At 70.1% G+C, this 15,016-nt stretch carries 11 protein-coding genes; 6 read left to right on the forward strand and 5 right to left on the reverse strand.

Annotation, left to right across the window (positions count from 1 at the left end; translation table 11 throughout):
• Positions 1-182: 182 nt before the first annotated feature.
• The 6 genes from trpB (at position 183) to CX1_RS02700 (ending at position 8,084) form a co-directional block, all read left to right on the forward strand.
• Positions 183-1,574 (forward strand): tryptophan synthase subunit beta, encoded by a 1,392-nt coding sequence (gene trpB, locus CX1_RS02675; RefSeq protein ID WP_244465483.1) that lies wholly within the window; start codon positions 183-185, stop codon positions 1,572-1,574.
• Positions 1,571-2,356, forward strand: coding sequence for a tryptophan synthase subunit alpha (trpA, locus tag CX1_RS02680; RefSeq protein ID WP_046650599.1), 786 nt, complete (start codon positions 1,571-1,573; stop codon positions 2,354-2,356). The genes trpB and trpA overlap by 4 nt, the downstream gene beginning before the upstream one ends.
• Complete coding sequence (gene lgt / locus CX1_RS02685) at positions 2,353-3,252, forward strand: prolipoprotein diacylglyceryl transferase (RefSeq protein WP_046650600.1); 900 nt, start codon at positions 2,353-2,355, stop codon at positions 3,250-3,252. Before trpA ends, lgt begins: the two co-directional genes overlap by 4 nt.
• 10 nt (positions 3,253-3,262) lie before the next feature.
• The gene (pyk, locus tag CX1_RS02690) at positions 3,263-4,684 is read left to right on the forward strand and encodes a pyruvate kinase (protein ID WP_060925263.1); all 1,422 of its coding nucleotides are present in this window, start codon (positions 3,263-3,265) and stop codon (positions 4,682-4,684) included.
• A gap of 420 nt (positions 4,685-5,104) precedes the next feature.
• Complete coding sequence (locus CX1_RS02695; RefSeq protein WP_082719058.1) at positions 5,105-6,808, forward strand: BCCT family transporter; 1,704 nt, start codon at positions 5,105-5,107, stop codon at positions 6,806-6,808.
• A 118-nt stretch (positions 6,809-6,926) separates the two neighbouring features.
• Positions 6,927-8,084: an oxidoreductase gene (locus tag CX1_RS02700; protein ID WP_082719027.1), complete on the forward strand. Its 1,158-nt coding sequence runs from the start codon at positions 6,927-6,929 to the stop codon at positions 8,082-8,084.
• A 68-nt stretch (positions 8,085-8,152) separates the two neighbouring features.
• Here CX1_RS02700 and CX1_RS02705 read toward each other — a convergent pair whose 3' ends face one another.
• The 5 genes from CX1_RS02705 to CX1_RS02725 form a co-directional block, all read right to left on the reverse strand.
• Complete coding sequence (locus tag CX1_RS02705) at positions 8,153-9,112, reverse strand: TIGR03571 family LLM class oxidoreductase (RefSeq protein WP_060925224.1); 960 nt, start codon at positions 9,110-9,112, stop codon at positions 8,153-8,155.
• Between the two features lie 18 nt (positions 9,113-9,130).
• Complete coding sequence (locus CX1_RS02710) at positions 9,131-10,435, reverse strand: amidohydrolase (RefSeq protein ID WP_244465484.1); 1,305 nt, start codon at positions 10,433-10,435, stop codon at positions 9,131-9,133.
• Between the two features lie 146 nt (positions 10,436-10,581).
• Complete coding sequence (locus CX1_RS02715) at positions 10,582-12,186, reverse strand: DUF222 domain-containing protein (protein WP_052753231.1); 1,605 nt, start codon at positions 12,184-12,186, stop codon at positions 10,582-10,584.
• Between the two features lie 199 nt (positions 12,187-12,385).
• The gene (locus CX1_RS02720) at positions 12,386-13,735 is read right to left on the reverse strand and encodes a DUF4921 family protein (RefSeq protein ID WP_046650602.1); all 1,350 of its coding nucleotides are present in this window, start codon (positions 13,733-13,735) and stop codon (positions 12,386-12,388) included.
• 9 nt (positions 13,736-13,744) lie between these two features.
• Entirely contained in the window at positions 13,745-15,004 is a 1,260-nt protein-coding gene (locus tag CX1_RS02725; RefSeq protein ID WP_060925225.1) for a glycerate kinase, read from the reverse strand.
• Positions 15,005-15,016 lie beyond the last annotated feature (12 nt).

Genomic DNA, 15,016 nt, shown 5'->3' on the forward strand with positions numbered 1-15,016 from the left:
GGGTCTCAGTCCGGGCGGCTGGGTCCCCGTCAGGGCGATTTCCCGTTCGACGGGGGGGTCACGCGGGTTTTCCAACCGGCCCGGCACCCGGTCGCGTCCGTTCGGAATTCCGGCTGCGGGCGCGCCCGCATCCGCCCACCCCGGTGGCCGCGCCCCGGGCGCGGATGCGTCACAATGGTCGGGTGAACGATCAGGAATTCAAGAACAAGGACGCCGTCGGAGATCGCCTGCCCACGGTGGGCGAGGTCATTTCGCGGACCACCGACCACGAGCCCGATGAGCTGGGGCACTGGGGGGAGTGGGGCGGCACCTACATCCCCGAGGCCCTGATGGCGGTCATCGACGAGGTCAAGGACGGTTACGCCAAGGCCCGCGCCGACGAAGGGTTTCTCGCGGAACTCGACCGGCTGCAGCGCGATTACACGGGCCGCCCGTCGCCGCTGTACCCGGCCGCCAAGTTCGGAGAGGCCATCGGCGCGAAGGTGTGGCTCAAGCGCGAGGACCTGAACCACACGGGCAGCCACAAGATCAACAACGTCCTCGGCCAGGTGCTGCTGGCCAAGAACATGGGCAAGACCAAGATCATCGCGGAAACCGGTGCCGGCCAGCACGGCGTGGCCACCGCCACCGCGTGCGCGCTGCTGGGTCTGGAGTGCCGCGTTTACATGGGTGCCGTCGATGCGGAGCGCCAGGCGCTCAACATCGCCCGGATGCGTCTGCTGGGCGCCGAGGTCATCGAGGTCCAGATCGGCTCGCGGACCCTCAAGGACGCGATCAACGAGGCCATGCGCTTCTGGGTCGCCAACGCCGACGACACCTATTACTGCTTCGGCACCGCGGCGGGCCCGCACCCGTTCCCGGCGATGGTGCGCGACTTCCAGCGCGTCATCGGCGCGGAGGCGCGCCAGCAGATCCTCGCCGCCACGGGCGAACTCCCCGACGCCGTCATCGCGTGCGTCGGCGGCGGTTCCAACGCCATCGGCCTGTTCCACCACTTCATCGACGACGAGACGGTCCGTCTGATCGGCGCAGAGGCCGCGGGCGACGGCGTCGAGACCGGCCGCCACGCCGCCCCCATTTCGGCGGGCGGCAAGCCGGGCGTCTTCCAGGGCTCCTTCGCCGCGCTGATGCAGGACGAGGACGGCCAGATCATCGAGTCCCACTCCATTTCCGCCGGCCTGGATTACCCGGGCGTCGGCCCGGAGCATTCCCAGCTCGCCGATTCGGGGCGCGCGGAGTACCTGCCGATCACGGATACCCGGGCCATGGACGCCTTCCGCGATCTGTCGCGCATGGAGGGCATCATCCCGGCCATCGAGTCCGCCCATGCGGTGGCGGCGGCCCGGGTCGCCGCAGAGCAGCTTGCCGACGATCTCGGCCGGGAGCCGGTCATCATCGTGAACATCTCCGGCCGCGGCGACAAGGACGTCGACACGGCGGCGCGGTGGTTCGACCTCCACCCGGAGACCATCCGCACGCCCGCCGAGACGACGGGCCCGGAATCCGCCGAGCACGAATTGACGGATCAGCTGGACGCTGAGCCGAAGGATGAGCCGAAGGAGCAGGGCAAGTGAGCCTCGCAGACGTTTTCGCCCAGGTCCGCGCCGAGAACCGCGCGGCGTTCATCGCCTACTACCCGGCCGGGTACCCGACGGTCGACGGGTCGGTCGACGCCATCAAGGCGATCGTCGACGCAGGTGCCGACATCGTCGAGGTGGGCCTGCCGTATTCCGACCCGATGATGGACGGCCCCACCATCCAGGAGGCCGCGAACATCGCGTTGGCCGAGGGCTTCCGCATCCGCGATCTGTTCCGCGTCGTCCGCGAGGTCACCGACGCGGGCGGCAACTGCGTGACCATGACCTACTGGAACCCGATCCTCCAGTACGGACCCGAGAAGTTCGCCGAGGACTTCGCCGCCGCCGGCGGCCTCGGCGCGATCATCCCCGACCTGCTGCCGGAGGAGGCGGGCCGCTGGCTCGCCGCCGCCGAGAAGCACGGTCTGGACACCATCTTCCTCGTCGCACCGTCGTCGTCGAACGAGCGCATCGCGCTGACCACCGCCGCCACCGGCGGCTTCGTCTACGCCACCAGCCACATGGGCGTCACCGGCGCGTTGAGCGCCGTGGACTCCGCGGCCGGTGTCCTGGTGTCGCGCACCCGCGAGTTCACCGATCTGCCGGTGTGCGTCGGCCTGGGCGTCTCCAACGGGGAGCAGGCCGCCGAGATCGCCGGATTCGCCGACGGCGTCATCGTCGGCTCCGCCCTGATCAAGGCCGCCACCGCCGGCCGCGACGAGCTCGTGGCGCTCGCCGGGGAGCTGGCGGCCGGCGTGCGGTCGGGGGAGCGGGAGTGACCGTCGACCTGCTGGCGAACATCCCGTCGCCGCCGCAGGGCGTGTGGCAGCTGGGCCCCATCCCGCTGCGCGGTTATGCGCTGTCGATCCTCGCGGGCATCGTCATCGCGGTGCTGTGGGCGAAGCGGCGCTACGCCGATCGCGGGGGCAACCCGGAGATCGTCCTCGACGTCGCCATCGCGGCGATTCCCGCGGGCATCATCGGCGGCCGCATCTACCACGTGCTCACCGACTGGCCGAAGTACTTCGGCGAGGGCAGAAACCCTTGGCAGGCGTTCAACATCGCCGCCGGCGGCCTGGGCATCTGGGGCGCCGTCGCCTTGGGCACGCTGGCCGGATGGCTGGTGCTGAAGTGGCGGAAGGTCCCGGTGGCGCCGATGCTCGACGCGGTCGCCCCGACGATCATCCTCGCCCAGGGCATTGGCCGGTTGGGCAACTGGTTCAACCAGGAACTCCACGGTGGGCCCACGGACCTGCCGTGGGGCCTGGAGATCTATCGGCGTGTCGACGAGGCAGGAAACCTGGCCCCCGTCACGGGCGTCTCCACCGGCGAGGTCCTCGCCGTGGTGCACCCGACGTTCCTGTACGAGCTGGTGTGGAACGTCGCCATCTGCGTGTTGCTGGTGTGGCTGGACCGGCGCTTCCGCCTCGGCGGCGGCCTGGTATTCGCGCTCTACGTCGCCGGCTACACGCTCGGTCGCTTCTTCATCGAGCTGATCCGCACCGACGCCGCCACCGAGGTCTTCGGCGGCCTGCGCATCAACACGGTCACCTCCGCCGTCGTATTCCTCGTGGCCTGCGGATTCGTCTTCATGCTCAGGCACAAGCGTCGTGAAGCACCCGAAGCCGTCCGCGGAGGGGCGGGCCGCGGCGCGGACGCCGCGGTTGGGGACTAGGGTGGTGACCGTGCAAAGACGAACGAAGATCGTATGTACCCTTGGCCCCGCCGTCGCGTCCCTGGAGGGGATCACCGGCCTCGTGGAGGCCGGCATGGACGTCGCCCGGCTGAACTTCTCCCACGGTGAGCACGAGGACCACGCGCAGAATTACCGCTGGGTCCGCGAAGCCTCCGACGCGACCGGCCACGCCGTCGGCATCCTCGCCGACCTGCAGGGCCCCAAGATCCGCCTCGGCCGTTTCGCCGAGGGGTCGACGTACTGGGCGGACGGCGAGATCGTCCGCATCACCGTCGACGACGTCGAGGGCACCCACGACCGCGTGTCCACCACCTACAAGAACCTCGCCAACGACGCCAAGCCCGGCGACCGCCTGCTCGTCGACGACGGCAAGGTCGGCCTGAAGTGCGTCGGCGTCGAGGGCAACGACGTCATCTGCGAGGTCACCGAGGGCGGCCCCGTGTCCAACAACAAGGGCGTGTCCCTGCCGGGCATGGACATCTCCGTGCCGGCGCTGAGCGAGAAGGACATCCGCGACCTGCGCTTCGCCCTGAAGCTGGGCGTCGATTTCATCGCGCTGTCGTTCGTGCGCTCGCCCTCCGACGTCGAGCTCGTCCACGCGATCATGGACGAGGAGGGCCTCCGCGTCCCGGTCATCGCGAAGCTGGAGAAGCCGGAGGCCGTCGATGCGCTCGAGGCCATCATCCTCGCGTTCGACGCGGTGATGGTCGCCCGCGGCGACCTCGGCGTCGAGGTGCCGCTGGAGGACGTGCCCCTGGTCCAGAAGCGCGCGGTGCAGATCGCCCGCGAGAACGCCAAGCCGGTCATCGTCGCCACGCAGATGCTCGACTCGATGATCGTCAACTCCCGCCCGACCCGCGCCGAGGCCTCGGACGTCGCCAACGCCGTCCTCGACGGCGCCGACGCCGTGATGCTGTCCGGCGAGACGTCGGTGGGCAAGTACCCGGAGACCACCGTGCGCACCATGGCCCGCATCGTCGGCGCCGCCGAGCGCGACGGCGAAGTGCCGTCGCTGACGCACGTGCCCCGCACCAAGCGCGGCGTGATCTCCTACGCGGCCCGCGACATCGGCGAGCGCCTCAACGCCCGCGCCCTGGTGGCCTTCACGTCCTCGGGCGACACCGCCCGTCGCGTGGCGCGCCTCCATTCGCGACTGCCGCTGCTGGTGTTCACCCCGCACCAATCCGTGCGTTCCCAGCTGTCGCTGACGTGGGGCGCCGAGACCTTCCTGACCCGCGAAGTCCGCACCACCGACGAAATGATGACCACCGTCGACGAGGCGCTGCTGGACATGAACGAGTACCGCCGCGGCGACATGATGGTCGTCGTCGCCGGCTCGCCCCCGGGCAACGAGGGCAACACCAACCTGGTTCACGTCCACATGCTGGGCGAAGACATCAAGGGGGAGTAGTCCCTGCCGGGGCCCGCGCCCTTCCATCCGCACGACCCCGCCACACCGCGGTTTTCCCGCCGGTGTGGCGGGGTCGTTCGCGTGAGGGGGCCGTTCGTGAGGGGCCGTCTGCACGAGCCCGTTCGCGTGGGGGCTCGCGTGGGGCCCGCGCACATGGGGCGGGTCCCGTTCGGCAACGATTCGGATTCTTTTCGGCCCGATCCAGTTGTATTTGAAGGCTAATAATGGTCATGTGGAAGGAAGACAGTCGACCGACCAACTCACCTGAGGTGATTCCCCGTGTCCCTGCCCGAATCCGAGAAATCGAACGGTCGCCGATCCGACGGCGGAAGATCGGTGAAGGAGGACGCGGGCACCGCCGATTCCGGACCGGGGGACATCACCCGGGGGCGAAAATTCACCTTCCGCATCGACCCGCCGGTGTTCTGGCCGTCGGTGGCGCTCATCCTCGGGTTCGTGGCCTGGACGCTGATCTCGACCGAATCGGTCACGTCGACCTTTTCCACGTCCGCCGACTGGCTGAAGGAGAACCTGGGCTGGTTCTACATCCTCGGCGTCACCGTCTTCCTGGTGTTCCTCATCTGGATCGCGGTGTCGCGGTTCGGGCGGATTCGGCTGGGCGGCGACGATGAACGCCCCGAGCATTCGACGCCGACGTGGTTCGGCATGTTGTTCGCGGCGGGCATCGGCACGATCCTCATGTTCTGGGGCGTCGCCGAACCGCTGAACCACTTCGCCAATCCACCGATGGCGGACGTCGAACCGCAGTCCGCCGACGCCGCGCGCGAGGCGATGGCCTTCACCTTCTATCACTTCGGCCTGCACACGTGGACCATCTTCGCGCTGCCGGGCCTGGCATTCGCCTACTTCATCTACAAGCGCAAGCTGCCGGCGCGCCTGTCGTCGATCCTCGCGCCGCTGATCGGCACCCGGATCTACGGCCCGATCGGCCGCCTCGTCGACGTCATCGCCGTCGTCGGCACGGTCTTCGGCGTGGCGGTCTCGATCGGCCTGGGCACCATGCAGATCAGCGCGGGCCTCAACCGCCTGTACGGCATCGATGAATCGGTGACGGTGCAGGTTCTGCTCATCGTGATCGTCTCGCTCATCGCGTGCGTGTCGGTGGCGCTCGGCCTGGACAAGGGCATCAAGCGACTGTCCAACCTCAACATCGGCGCCGCGGTCCTGCTGCTCGTCTTCGTGCTCTTCGCGGGCCCGACGCTGTACCTGCTGCGCGGCACCATCGAGGCCGTGGGCGCCTACTTCGTCGAGCTGCCCCGCCTGGCGCTGTGGAACGACGCGTTCGAGGAGAACCCCGGCTGGCAGGGCGGCTGGACCGTCTTCTACTGGGCGTGGACCATCACGTGGGCGCCGTTCGTCGGCATCTTCGTCGCCCGCATTTCCCGCGGCCGCACCATCCGCGAGTTCGTCGGCGGCGTCCTGGCGCTGCCGGTCGCCTTCTCCCTGATCTGGTTCGGCATCTTCGGCATGGCCTCGTTCCGCGTCGAGCAGGAGCAGGGCGGCCTCGTCGACGTCGTGGTCGATCAGGGCGACGTGCCGGGCGCGCTTTTCGAGTTCCTGTCCAACTTCCCGTGGGCGCCGGTGATGTCCCTGTTCGCGGTGTTCATCGTGGTCATCTTCTTCACCACGTCGATGGATTCGTCCTCGATGGTCCTGGACATGATGGCGCTGGGCGACGAGGACAAGTCGAACCCCGTGCAGCGCGTCCTGTGGGCGGTGCTCACCGGGCTGGTCGCGGCGATCCTGCTCGTCGGGGCGGGCGAGGCCGGGCTGACTGCGCTGCAGGACACGATCACAGTCGTCGGCCTGCCGTTCTTCGTCCTCGGGTTCATCATGATGATCTCGTTGGTCAAGGGCATCCGCGACGACGCCGCAGCGATCCCGGAGCCGCGCACCCGCCAGTGGCGCCCCGCATTCACGCCGGACGCGCTGGAGTCCCAGGAGTCGACGCCGGCCCCGGGCTACGACGAAAACGGCGAACCCCTGCCGGCGCCGCTCATCGACGAAGAGGGCAACCTGCACATCCCGGGCGGCGCGGTCATCGACGGCGACGTCACGGTGCGGGGTTCGGTCCAGGAGGAATCGGACCCGACCACTAACTGAGGCCGAGCCGAACCGCGTGCGGGGGAGGGCCGGGGCCCGGTGTTAAGGTCACCGGAATAGTTTTCCGTTCGGTTCCCGCACATGCCCCGCGCACCGCGGCAGTTCCCGAGGAGGTTCGTTGCCCACCCTGTTCGAAACGTTCAGCATCGGCGGCTTGCAGCTGCCCAACCGCGTCGTCATGGCCCCGATGACCCGGGTCCGTTCGCAGGCGCAGGTGGCCGACGACATGACGGGCGAGTATTACGCGCAGCGGGCGACGGCCGGGTTGATCGTGTCGGAGGGCACCTTCATCTCCCCGGCGGCGCGCGGGTTCGCGGCTGTGCCGGGCATCTGGAAGCCGTCGCAGGTCGAGGGCTGGGCCCAGGCGGTCGGGGACGTCCATGCGGCGGGCGGCCGGATCGTCGCCCAGTTGTGGCACTGCGGCCGGGTGTCGCACACGGCGCTGCAGCCGTCGGGGTCGGCGCCGGTGAGCTCGACGTCGACGCCGACGGACGACGCCAAGTGCTACATCTTCGACTCCCGCGGCGAGGCCCGCTTCACCGGTGCCTCCGACCCGATCGGCCTGGACGCCGACGGCATCGCCGAGACGATCGCCGACTACGCCCGCGCCGCCGCCGGTGCGGTCGAGGCCGGATTCGACGGCGTCGAGATCCACGCCGCCAACGGTTACCTCATCCAGCAGTTCATCAATCCCGGGGTCAACGACCGGTCGGATGATTGGGGCGCGGACACCGTCGACAAGCGGCTGCGGTTCCCGCTCGCCGTCGCCGATGCCGTCCTGGCCGCGGTGCGCGACGCCGTCCGCGCGGCGGAGGACGCCGGGACCCGCGAGCCCGGCACCCCGTTCGCCGTGGGCATGCGCATTTCGCCCTACGGCACGGTCAACGGGATGCCGCTGTACGACGGCATCGAAACCACCTACGTCGCGCTGGCGAAGGAGCTCGGCGCCCGCGGGGTCGATTTCATCCACGTCGCGGACCAGTCGTCGACGACCGGCGATCGCGTGACGCCCGAGGTGCCCCGCGAGTTCGTGGAGCACATGCGCGAGGTGTACCCCGGCGCGGTGATCTTCACCGGCGGGCAGACGGCCGAGTCGGCGCAGGAGTGGCTCGACTCCGGGCTGGTCGATCTGGTCGGCTTCGGCCGCCCGTTCATCGCCAACCCGGATCTGGTGCGCCGCCTGCGCGACGACCTGCCGCTGGCCGAGGCCGACAGGGACACCATTTACGCCCAGGGGGAGGCCGGCTACACCGATTACCCGGCGTATTCGGGGTAACCGGGGCAGCCGGCTAGCCGGAGTACCCGGTGTACTCGGAGTAGCCGCAGCCACCGCCGCGCGAATTCTCAGCGCGGGTAGACGGGGAACACGTGCTCGCCGAGTTCGTCGAGGACGTCGGGCACGGGCCGTCGTGAAGCCCGAAGCCCCAAGATGACGTGATCGACGCCGAGCCCCGCCAGCCGCTCCAGGTACCGCAGCAGGAACGTCCGCCCCGCGCGGAAACCGTAGCGCAGGGGCTTCGGCTCGGCGTCGGGGTCCGGCAGCAGGTCGAGGGTCAGGGTGGTGATGTACGGCTTGACGACGTCCACGCCCCCGTCATCCGTCCCGCACGCCCGGGCGACGTTGTCGCGCCAGCCGCGGACCAGCTTCGCCGTGGTGTCGAGGTCCTGGCCGTAGTACATCCAGCCGTCGCCGTGCTCGGCGATCCACTCGGGCGTCTGGCGGCAGTGGCCGGTGACGTAGAGCGGGATGGGGGAGCCGCCGACGGGCTTGGGCAGCATCTCGATGCCCATGTCCACGCCGCCCCAGCGGTTGGCCGTGGTGCGCGGCGTGCCGGGGCGCCACAGGGCACGGACGTAGCCGACGGCGTGGCGGAAGTCGTCGGCGCGGTCGGCGCGGCGGCGCTTGAAGGCGGGGAACTCCTCCGGCCGGTCGCCGGTGGCCACGCCCAGGGCCACGCGCCCGCCGGAGAGCTGGTCGACGCTGGCGGCCTGCTTCGCCACGTGGATGGGGTGGCGCAGCGTCAGCACGGTCGACGCGGTGGCCAGGCCGATGCTCGACGTGTGCGCCGCGAGGTACGCCATGTGCGTGAAGGGGTCGAGGATCTGGCCGGCGTCGCGGAATTCGTCGACAAGCAGTGGGACGTCGCGGAACCACAGTGCGGTCGCACCGGCGTCTTCGGCGTGCTTTGCGACGGCCGCCGTGTCCCTCAACAGCACCTGCAGGTCGGGGACGGGGCCGCGGCCGCCGCTGAGGGGCTCGGCCAGGCCGAGCGTCATCCGGTCCGTGGGCAGGTGGAGGGGCACGTCGGGGCTCCGGTTCGGTTACCGGCGGAGGCAGGCCAGCACGGCCGCGGCAGCGGAGCGGGTGGTGGCGTCGACGGTGGGTTCGTAGTCCGGCAGGAACGTGGACATGTGGTTGGAGGGCACGTCCTCGAGGATGCGGTCGGCGGCGACGGCGGAGTCCCACAGCTCGCGCGGGGTGACGCCGACGGTCCAGTAGACGTAGGGGCAGCCGAACGCATTGGGGATGTCGGAGAAGTCCTCCGACGCCGTCCATCGCTCGGCGGTGACGGATTCGGCCCCGAAGACGCCGTCGAAGGCGGCGCGTACGTCGGCGAAGACTTCCGGGTCGTTGTCGGTGACGTCGCCGTGGTCGGAGTACGTGAAGCGCGGCTCGGCGCCGGCGCCGGAGGCCATGCATTCGGCACGGACGACGCGTTCGATGGCGTTGATGAGGATCCCGCGGACCTCGTCGGAGTAGTACCGGATGTTCAGGACGATCCGCGCGTGCCCGGGGATCGTGTTGTTCGAGTTGCCGGACGACAGCGTGCCCACCGAGATCACCGCGAATTCGTGGGGCGACACTTCGCGGCCGACGATGCCCTGCAGGCGCATCACGATCGCCGCGGCGATGTAGGTCGGGTCGACGCCGTTGTGCGGCATGGAGCCGTGGGCGGAGCGCCCGGTGATGTCGATGGTGATGGTGTCGCAGCCGGTGAGCACCGGGCCGGCGGCGGACATGACGCGGCCGGCGGGGCCGGGGACGACGTGCAGGCCCAGGCAGACGTCGGGGCGGGGGATCTTCAGCATCAGGCCGTCGTCGACCATGCCCTGGGCGCCGCACGCGGTTTCCTCGGCGGGCTGGAACAGGGCGATGAAGGTGCCGGACCAGTCTTCGCGGTTGGCGTCGAGGATGGCGCAGGCGCCGAGCAGCGCCGTCATGTGGTGGTCGTGGCCGCAGGCGTGCATGACCTTGGAGGCGACGCCTTCGCGGGAGACGCCGTCGGCGACGGAGGCGTAGTCCACGCCGGTGGCTTCTTCGACCGGCAGTGCGTCGATGTCGGCGCGGTAGAGCACCGTGGGGCCGTCGCCGTTGCGGAAGACGCCGACCAATCCGTGGCCGCCGATGCCGGTGGTGATGCTGCAGTCGAACTCGGAGAGGCGGTGTGCCAGGAAGTCGGCGGTGCGCTCTTCGACGGCCGACAGTTCCGGGTTGGCGTGCAGGTGCCGGTACACCGATTGCTGCCACGACAAGTCGACTCCGTGATCCGCGATGATCTCGGGGATCGTGCGGTACGGGCGGGCGTCGGTCGGGGCGGTGGCGGACATCGGGTCGGTGAACCTCATTCTGCGATTGTGCTTGCGGCGTGCGTGCGTGTCGTGCGGGGGGCTCGCGTGGTGTGAACCATGCGCGGTGTGAACCCCTGCGCGAAGTGCTCATGCCAGTGTACCGATCAGTCCATTTTCGGCTGGTCGGTTGAATTTCGCTGCCCTCACGCCTGCGGAGCCCCGTCATCGCCCCCGTCCGGTTCGCCGTCGGAGCCGGCTCCCCGCGAAAAGAACCTCCGGATCCGACGCCCCGGCGCGAGCCATCCGAGCGGATGGTGATTTTCCCGCGGCGCCCGGTCCGGATCCATCGACTTCGGCGGTATCCAGCGCACCTTGGGGTTCTCGGGGCCATGCCGCGCCCCATCTTCCCGCCCCCGAGCTGCCCCGCGCCCGGATTTCCGGTCCTCCGGTGGCCCCGCCCTCGTCGTCCACCAGCGATTTTCGTCGGCCCGGTCGTCGTCGACGCGGCCGTGCATGACGTAGTCGGCGAGCGTCATGGCGTCGACGTTCGTCGGCCCTCCCGTGTCCCACCTGTCGATGTGGTGAATGTCGCAGTAGGCGGGCGGCGACGATGACCCCGGCGCCGTACTCATCCCTTCTTCCGCGCACAGTGCGAGGTACTGGTTGAGGGAACCGGCGCGCCTCGACCGCCCGAACCACAGATTCCGCCCCCGGAAATCCATCACCGACAGGAAGACGTCGCGCGCATCGGCCCCGCGGACGGCTTCTCCGATGGACGTCGTCGTGGCCACGTCCGTCAGCGCGGTGCCCGTCATCTTCGCCAGCTCCGAGATGTGCATGGTCACCACGATCGAGGTCGTCCCGCGTTTCGGCCGCAGCCTCTTCGCCGGACGGACGTTCGGCGCCGGGGAAGGGGCGGGAGGAGCGGGGGAGGTGGGAGGAGGCCCCTCATCCGGTCCTTCACCGGCCTCCTCATCCGACCCCTCGCTCCCGAACCCCGCGGCGATCGCCGCTTCCACCGCATCGTGGCGACGCTGATCCGCGGTGCGGTCGTCGTCGGCACCCTTGGGCAGCAATGCCCCCGGCCCCGCAAAATCGGCCCACAGCCGCCGGAGAATCGCGCCCAGCTCCGGCGTCACGTGCCCGCTGATCCGGGACATGTTGTCTCCGTCGGGTTGCGACAACCGCACGCTGCGGCGCCGCTGCCGGTCCTCGTCGGAATACGGGTCATCCAGCCCCAGCAACGCGCGCAGCATCGGCCCGAGATGCCGCAGATCATCGACCTGCACCTTGTCCAGCAAATCGGCGATGTGCGGATCGGCGACGTGGACCAGTTCGTTGCCCCGCTCGGGCAGTTCGTCCAGCGCCTTGTGGATCAGCTCCACCGCATCTGCGCCCGCCACGCCCTCCTCCACGCGTTGGCGCACCGCCGGCAGGTCGTGTTTCGGCGGCCGGTCTTGGGCCTCGGCCCTCTGCAGCCGGTGCGCCGCGGCCAATCGCCGCCGCGCCTCGGCCCGCGACACGTGCGCGTTCTCGACGAGTTTCCGCATGGCCACGGGTGTTTGCTTTACGACGCGCCCGTTCGCCGTCGCCGACAAATACTCCGTGTCGACGGTGGCGAGCCGACGGCGCGCGGTTTCCAATTCGACGTAGAGCTCGTGCCGGGCGTCGTCATCGAGGAGGTCCCAGCCTCCCGCCATGACGTCGACGGCGGCGGAGAAGTGCCCGACCGCTTCGCGCAAGTCCGCGACGCACCCGGCGGGCCGCCCGGTGCCCGTCGAACCGTTGCCATCGCCCCCGTTGGTCACGGGAACAGAGTATCTAATGCACCGGATCAAATGGGGCGAAAATAGCCCCTGAGTCGAACAAATGATCGACTCAACATCTCAAAATCGAAGCCCTCCACCGCAACTCGGTGTTCGAACGGGCCGCCCCGCAAGCCCGCCGTTTGCGCCGGTACTGCGAATGGGGGTGGCGCCGGGCCGTCGTCAAGCGAAAAGCAAGCCCTTACAACCGCGACTCCGTGGACACCTGCGGGTTGTAGTGCAGGGAGTTCGGCCGGCAGGCGCACTCGACGGCGATGCGGGTATCGGCGGCGATGCGGCGCTCGTCGCGCAGGCGGTACAGCTGCGGCACGACGCGATCGCGCAGGGCCTGCGGGGAGATGGTGTTCAGGTAGATCTTCGTGCCGCCCTCGAACCCGGCGAGGTTGGACACGCGCCACTTGATCATGACGCGCCACGGCATCCGCACGTCCAGGTCGATGGGCCGGTGGTGCCACTCCTCGTTGCACGGCACGTCGGGGCCGGCGGCGGCGTGGCAGGCGTGGATGAGGTCGCTCATGCCCGCGACCTCCTCCGGCGTCTGCCGCCATGGCTCGCAGGTCGGCGACTTCGAGTGGATCTCCAGGGTGGGGTAGCGGTGCCCGAAACCCGCGAACGCCACCGCGTGGTCGTTCTCGGCGATGACCAGGTTGTGCCGCGCGGCGTAGTCGACGGCGAACTCGTTGTACATGTTCGGGTTCTCGCGCAGGCGGCGGATCTCCTGCTCGAGCTGCTCGCCGTGCTCGTCGATGGCCACGAGCTGCTTGTGCAGGTGGTCGAAGCTCGCGCCCGCCGGCTTGAGCCAGTTCTGGAACGCCGCGACGTAGCGCACGTACCGGTTGCGGCGGTACAGGTCGGCCATGGACTCGACGGTGAAGGCGATGAACGCCCGGTGCTCGTCGACGGTCAGTGTGCCCGACGACGCCAGCTGGTCGTCGCGGGTCGCCCCATCGACGAAGTGCCGCCGCGCCACGATGACGTCGTGCCCGCCGGCGAAGTAGCCGGGCGCGTGCTCCAGCAGCTCGCCGTCGGTCAGCGCCGCGACCTTCTCCGGTGCCTGCCCCGCGGCCTTGAGCCGGGTACGGACGATGGCCAGCACGTGTTCGCGCCCCGCCGGGTCGGCGAGGTAGCGGGCCATGCGGGAGCGGGTCTCGTCGTCGGGGATGAACCCGTAGTTGGCGGCCCAGTAGTCGTAGCTGACGATCTCGAACAGGTTGGGCACCCGCCGGAACTCCGCGACGGTGTCGTGGATCTGGCCGGGCAGGACGCCGTGGATGGTGCGGAAACCGGTCGGGGCGGAATCGTCGCGCACCACGCGCGACTTCTCCGGCGGCGTCTGCAGCGCATTGTCGGAACCGAACGCGTCGCGTGCGGTGAAGTCCGCGTCCGTCAGCGGCTTCGGATCGGGCCGCGAGATGCCCAGCGGGCGGTTGCCGCGCCCGGGGACCGTCCAGACCTGGGTGCCGGAGAATGGGTTGAGCTGCTTGACAGTGCCATCCGCGAGCGTGACCAACGGCGTTCCGATTTCCTGCATGCCCCCAGATTACGACCGCCGCGGAATCCTCGCCGCGTTCCCCGCCGCGTTCCCCGCTTCGCTCCCCGCTCCGGCACCGGTCCCGCGCCGGGCGTCGAGGGTGGCCAGGCGGGCCGCCTCCCGCAGTTGGTCCAGGGTCCGCGCCATGGGCCAGGGAAGGGCGGTGGCCCCGGCACTTCGCTTGACGACGACCGCGTCCCACTCCACCCGGCCCCCGATCAGATGCACCGGGATGGGACGGGCACCCGGGGATGGCGGCGTCGCCGCGCGGGCGACGATCCAGCCGAGGACCTTGCCTTCGTGGCTCTGGGCGTCGATGGAACCTTCGCCGGTGAGGATGAGATCGACGGGAACGTCACCGTCCAACGCCGCTTCCAGCCCCGTGGCCCGGGCGAGCAGCGGAGCGCCGCGCTCGATGGTGAGGGACGCCGGAGAATGGTCCGGACAATAGTCCGCGCCCGCGATCGCCGCGATGCCCACCGGCGTCGCGCCCGCCGCGCCGTAGCCGGGTTCCCCGGGATCGACGCCGCACAGGCGGCACCACGTCAACAGGGCCGAGGTGAGCTGGTCCACCTGCTCCGGCGACGCCCCCTTCTGCGGGCCGAAGACCGCTGGGGCATCCCGGGGAGAGGTGGTGACGTCGAGGACCAGCGTCCACCGGGCGCGCCGGGCGCGAGGGTCGAGGCCCGCGAGGTCCAGGCGCGCGGCGTCGGCCAGCGTGGCACCGCCGCGGGGAAGCTCCCGGCCATCCGCGCCGAGGATGCGGGCACCCAGCGCGGTGATCAGCCCGGCGCCGCCGTCCGTGGTCGCCGAGCCGCCGAGGCACAAGGTGACGTCGTCGGCGCCGGCGGCCAGGCAGTCGAGGATCAACTCGCCCGTGCCGAACGTCGACGCGCCGGAAGCGTCGGGGGAGTCCGCGACGGCCGGCAGCCCCGACGCCGACGCCAGGTCCAGCACCGCCCGCCCCGGCGCGGGCTCCCACCAACGCGCGGTGATCGGGCGGCCGATGGCGTCGACGGTGGCGACGTCATGGGCGGTGGCGCCTGTGCCGTCTATGCCAACGGGGCCTGTGCCGCCTGCCGTCCCCGCCCACGCCTGCGCGAGCAACTCGGCCGTGCCTTCGCCGCCGTCGGCCATGGGGACGGCGATCGCCCGCGCCCCAGCGTCGCGCGCCCCCGCGGCCATCGCCTCGGCGGCCTCCCGCGCGGTGGCGGTGCCCTTGAAGCTGTCGGGGCAGCAGATGACGGTGAATTCGGCCTGCGCGTCCATGCGCCCATCATG

Origin of the sequence: Corynebacterium xerosis NBRC 16721 = ATCC 373 (assembly GCF_001552415.1) — a bacterium.
GTDB classification, from domain to species: Bacteria; Actinomycetota; Actinomycetes; order Mycobacteriales; family Mycobacteriaceae; genus Corynebacterium; species Corynebacterium xerosis.

Bases quoted from the DNA above. Each gene is read 5' to 3' on its own strand.
- CX1_RS02720 (WP_046650602.1), bottom strand. From the start codon at position 13,735: ATGCAGGAAATCGGAACGCCGTTGGTCACGCTCGCGGATGGCACTGTC.
- CX1_RS02710 (WP_244465484.1), bottom strand. From the start codon at position 10,435: ATGAGGTTCACCGACCCGATGTCCGCCACCGCCCCGACCGACGCCCGC.
- CX1_RS02725 (WP_060925225.1), bottom strand. From the start codon at position 15,004: ATGGACGCGCAGGCCGAATTCACCGTCATCTGCTGCCCCGACAGCTTC.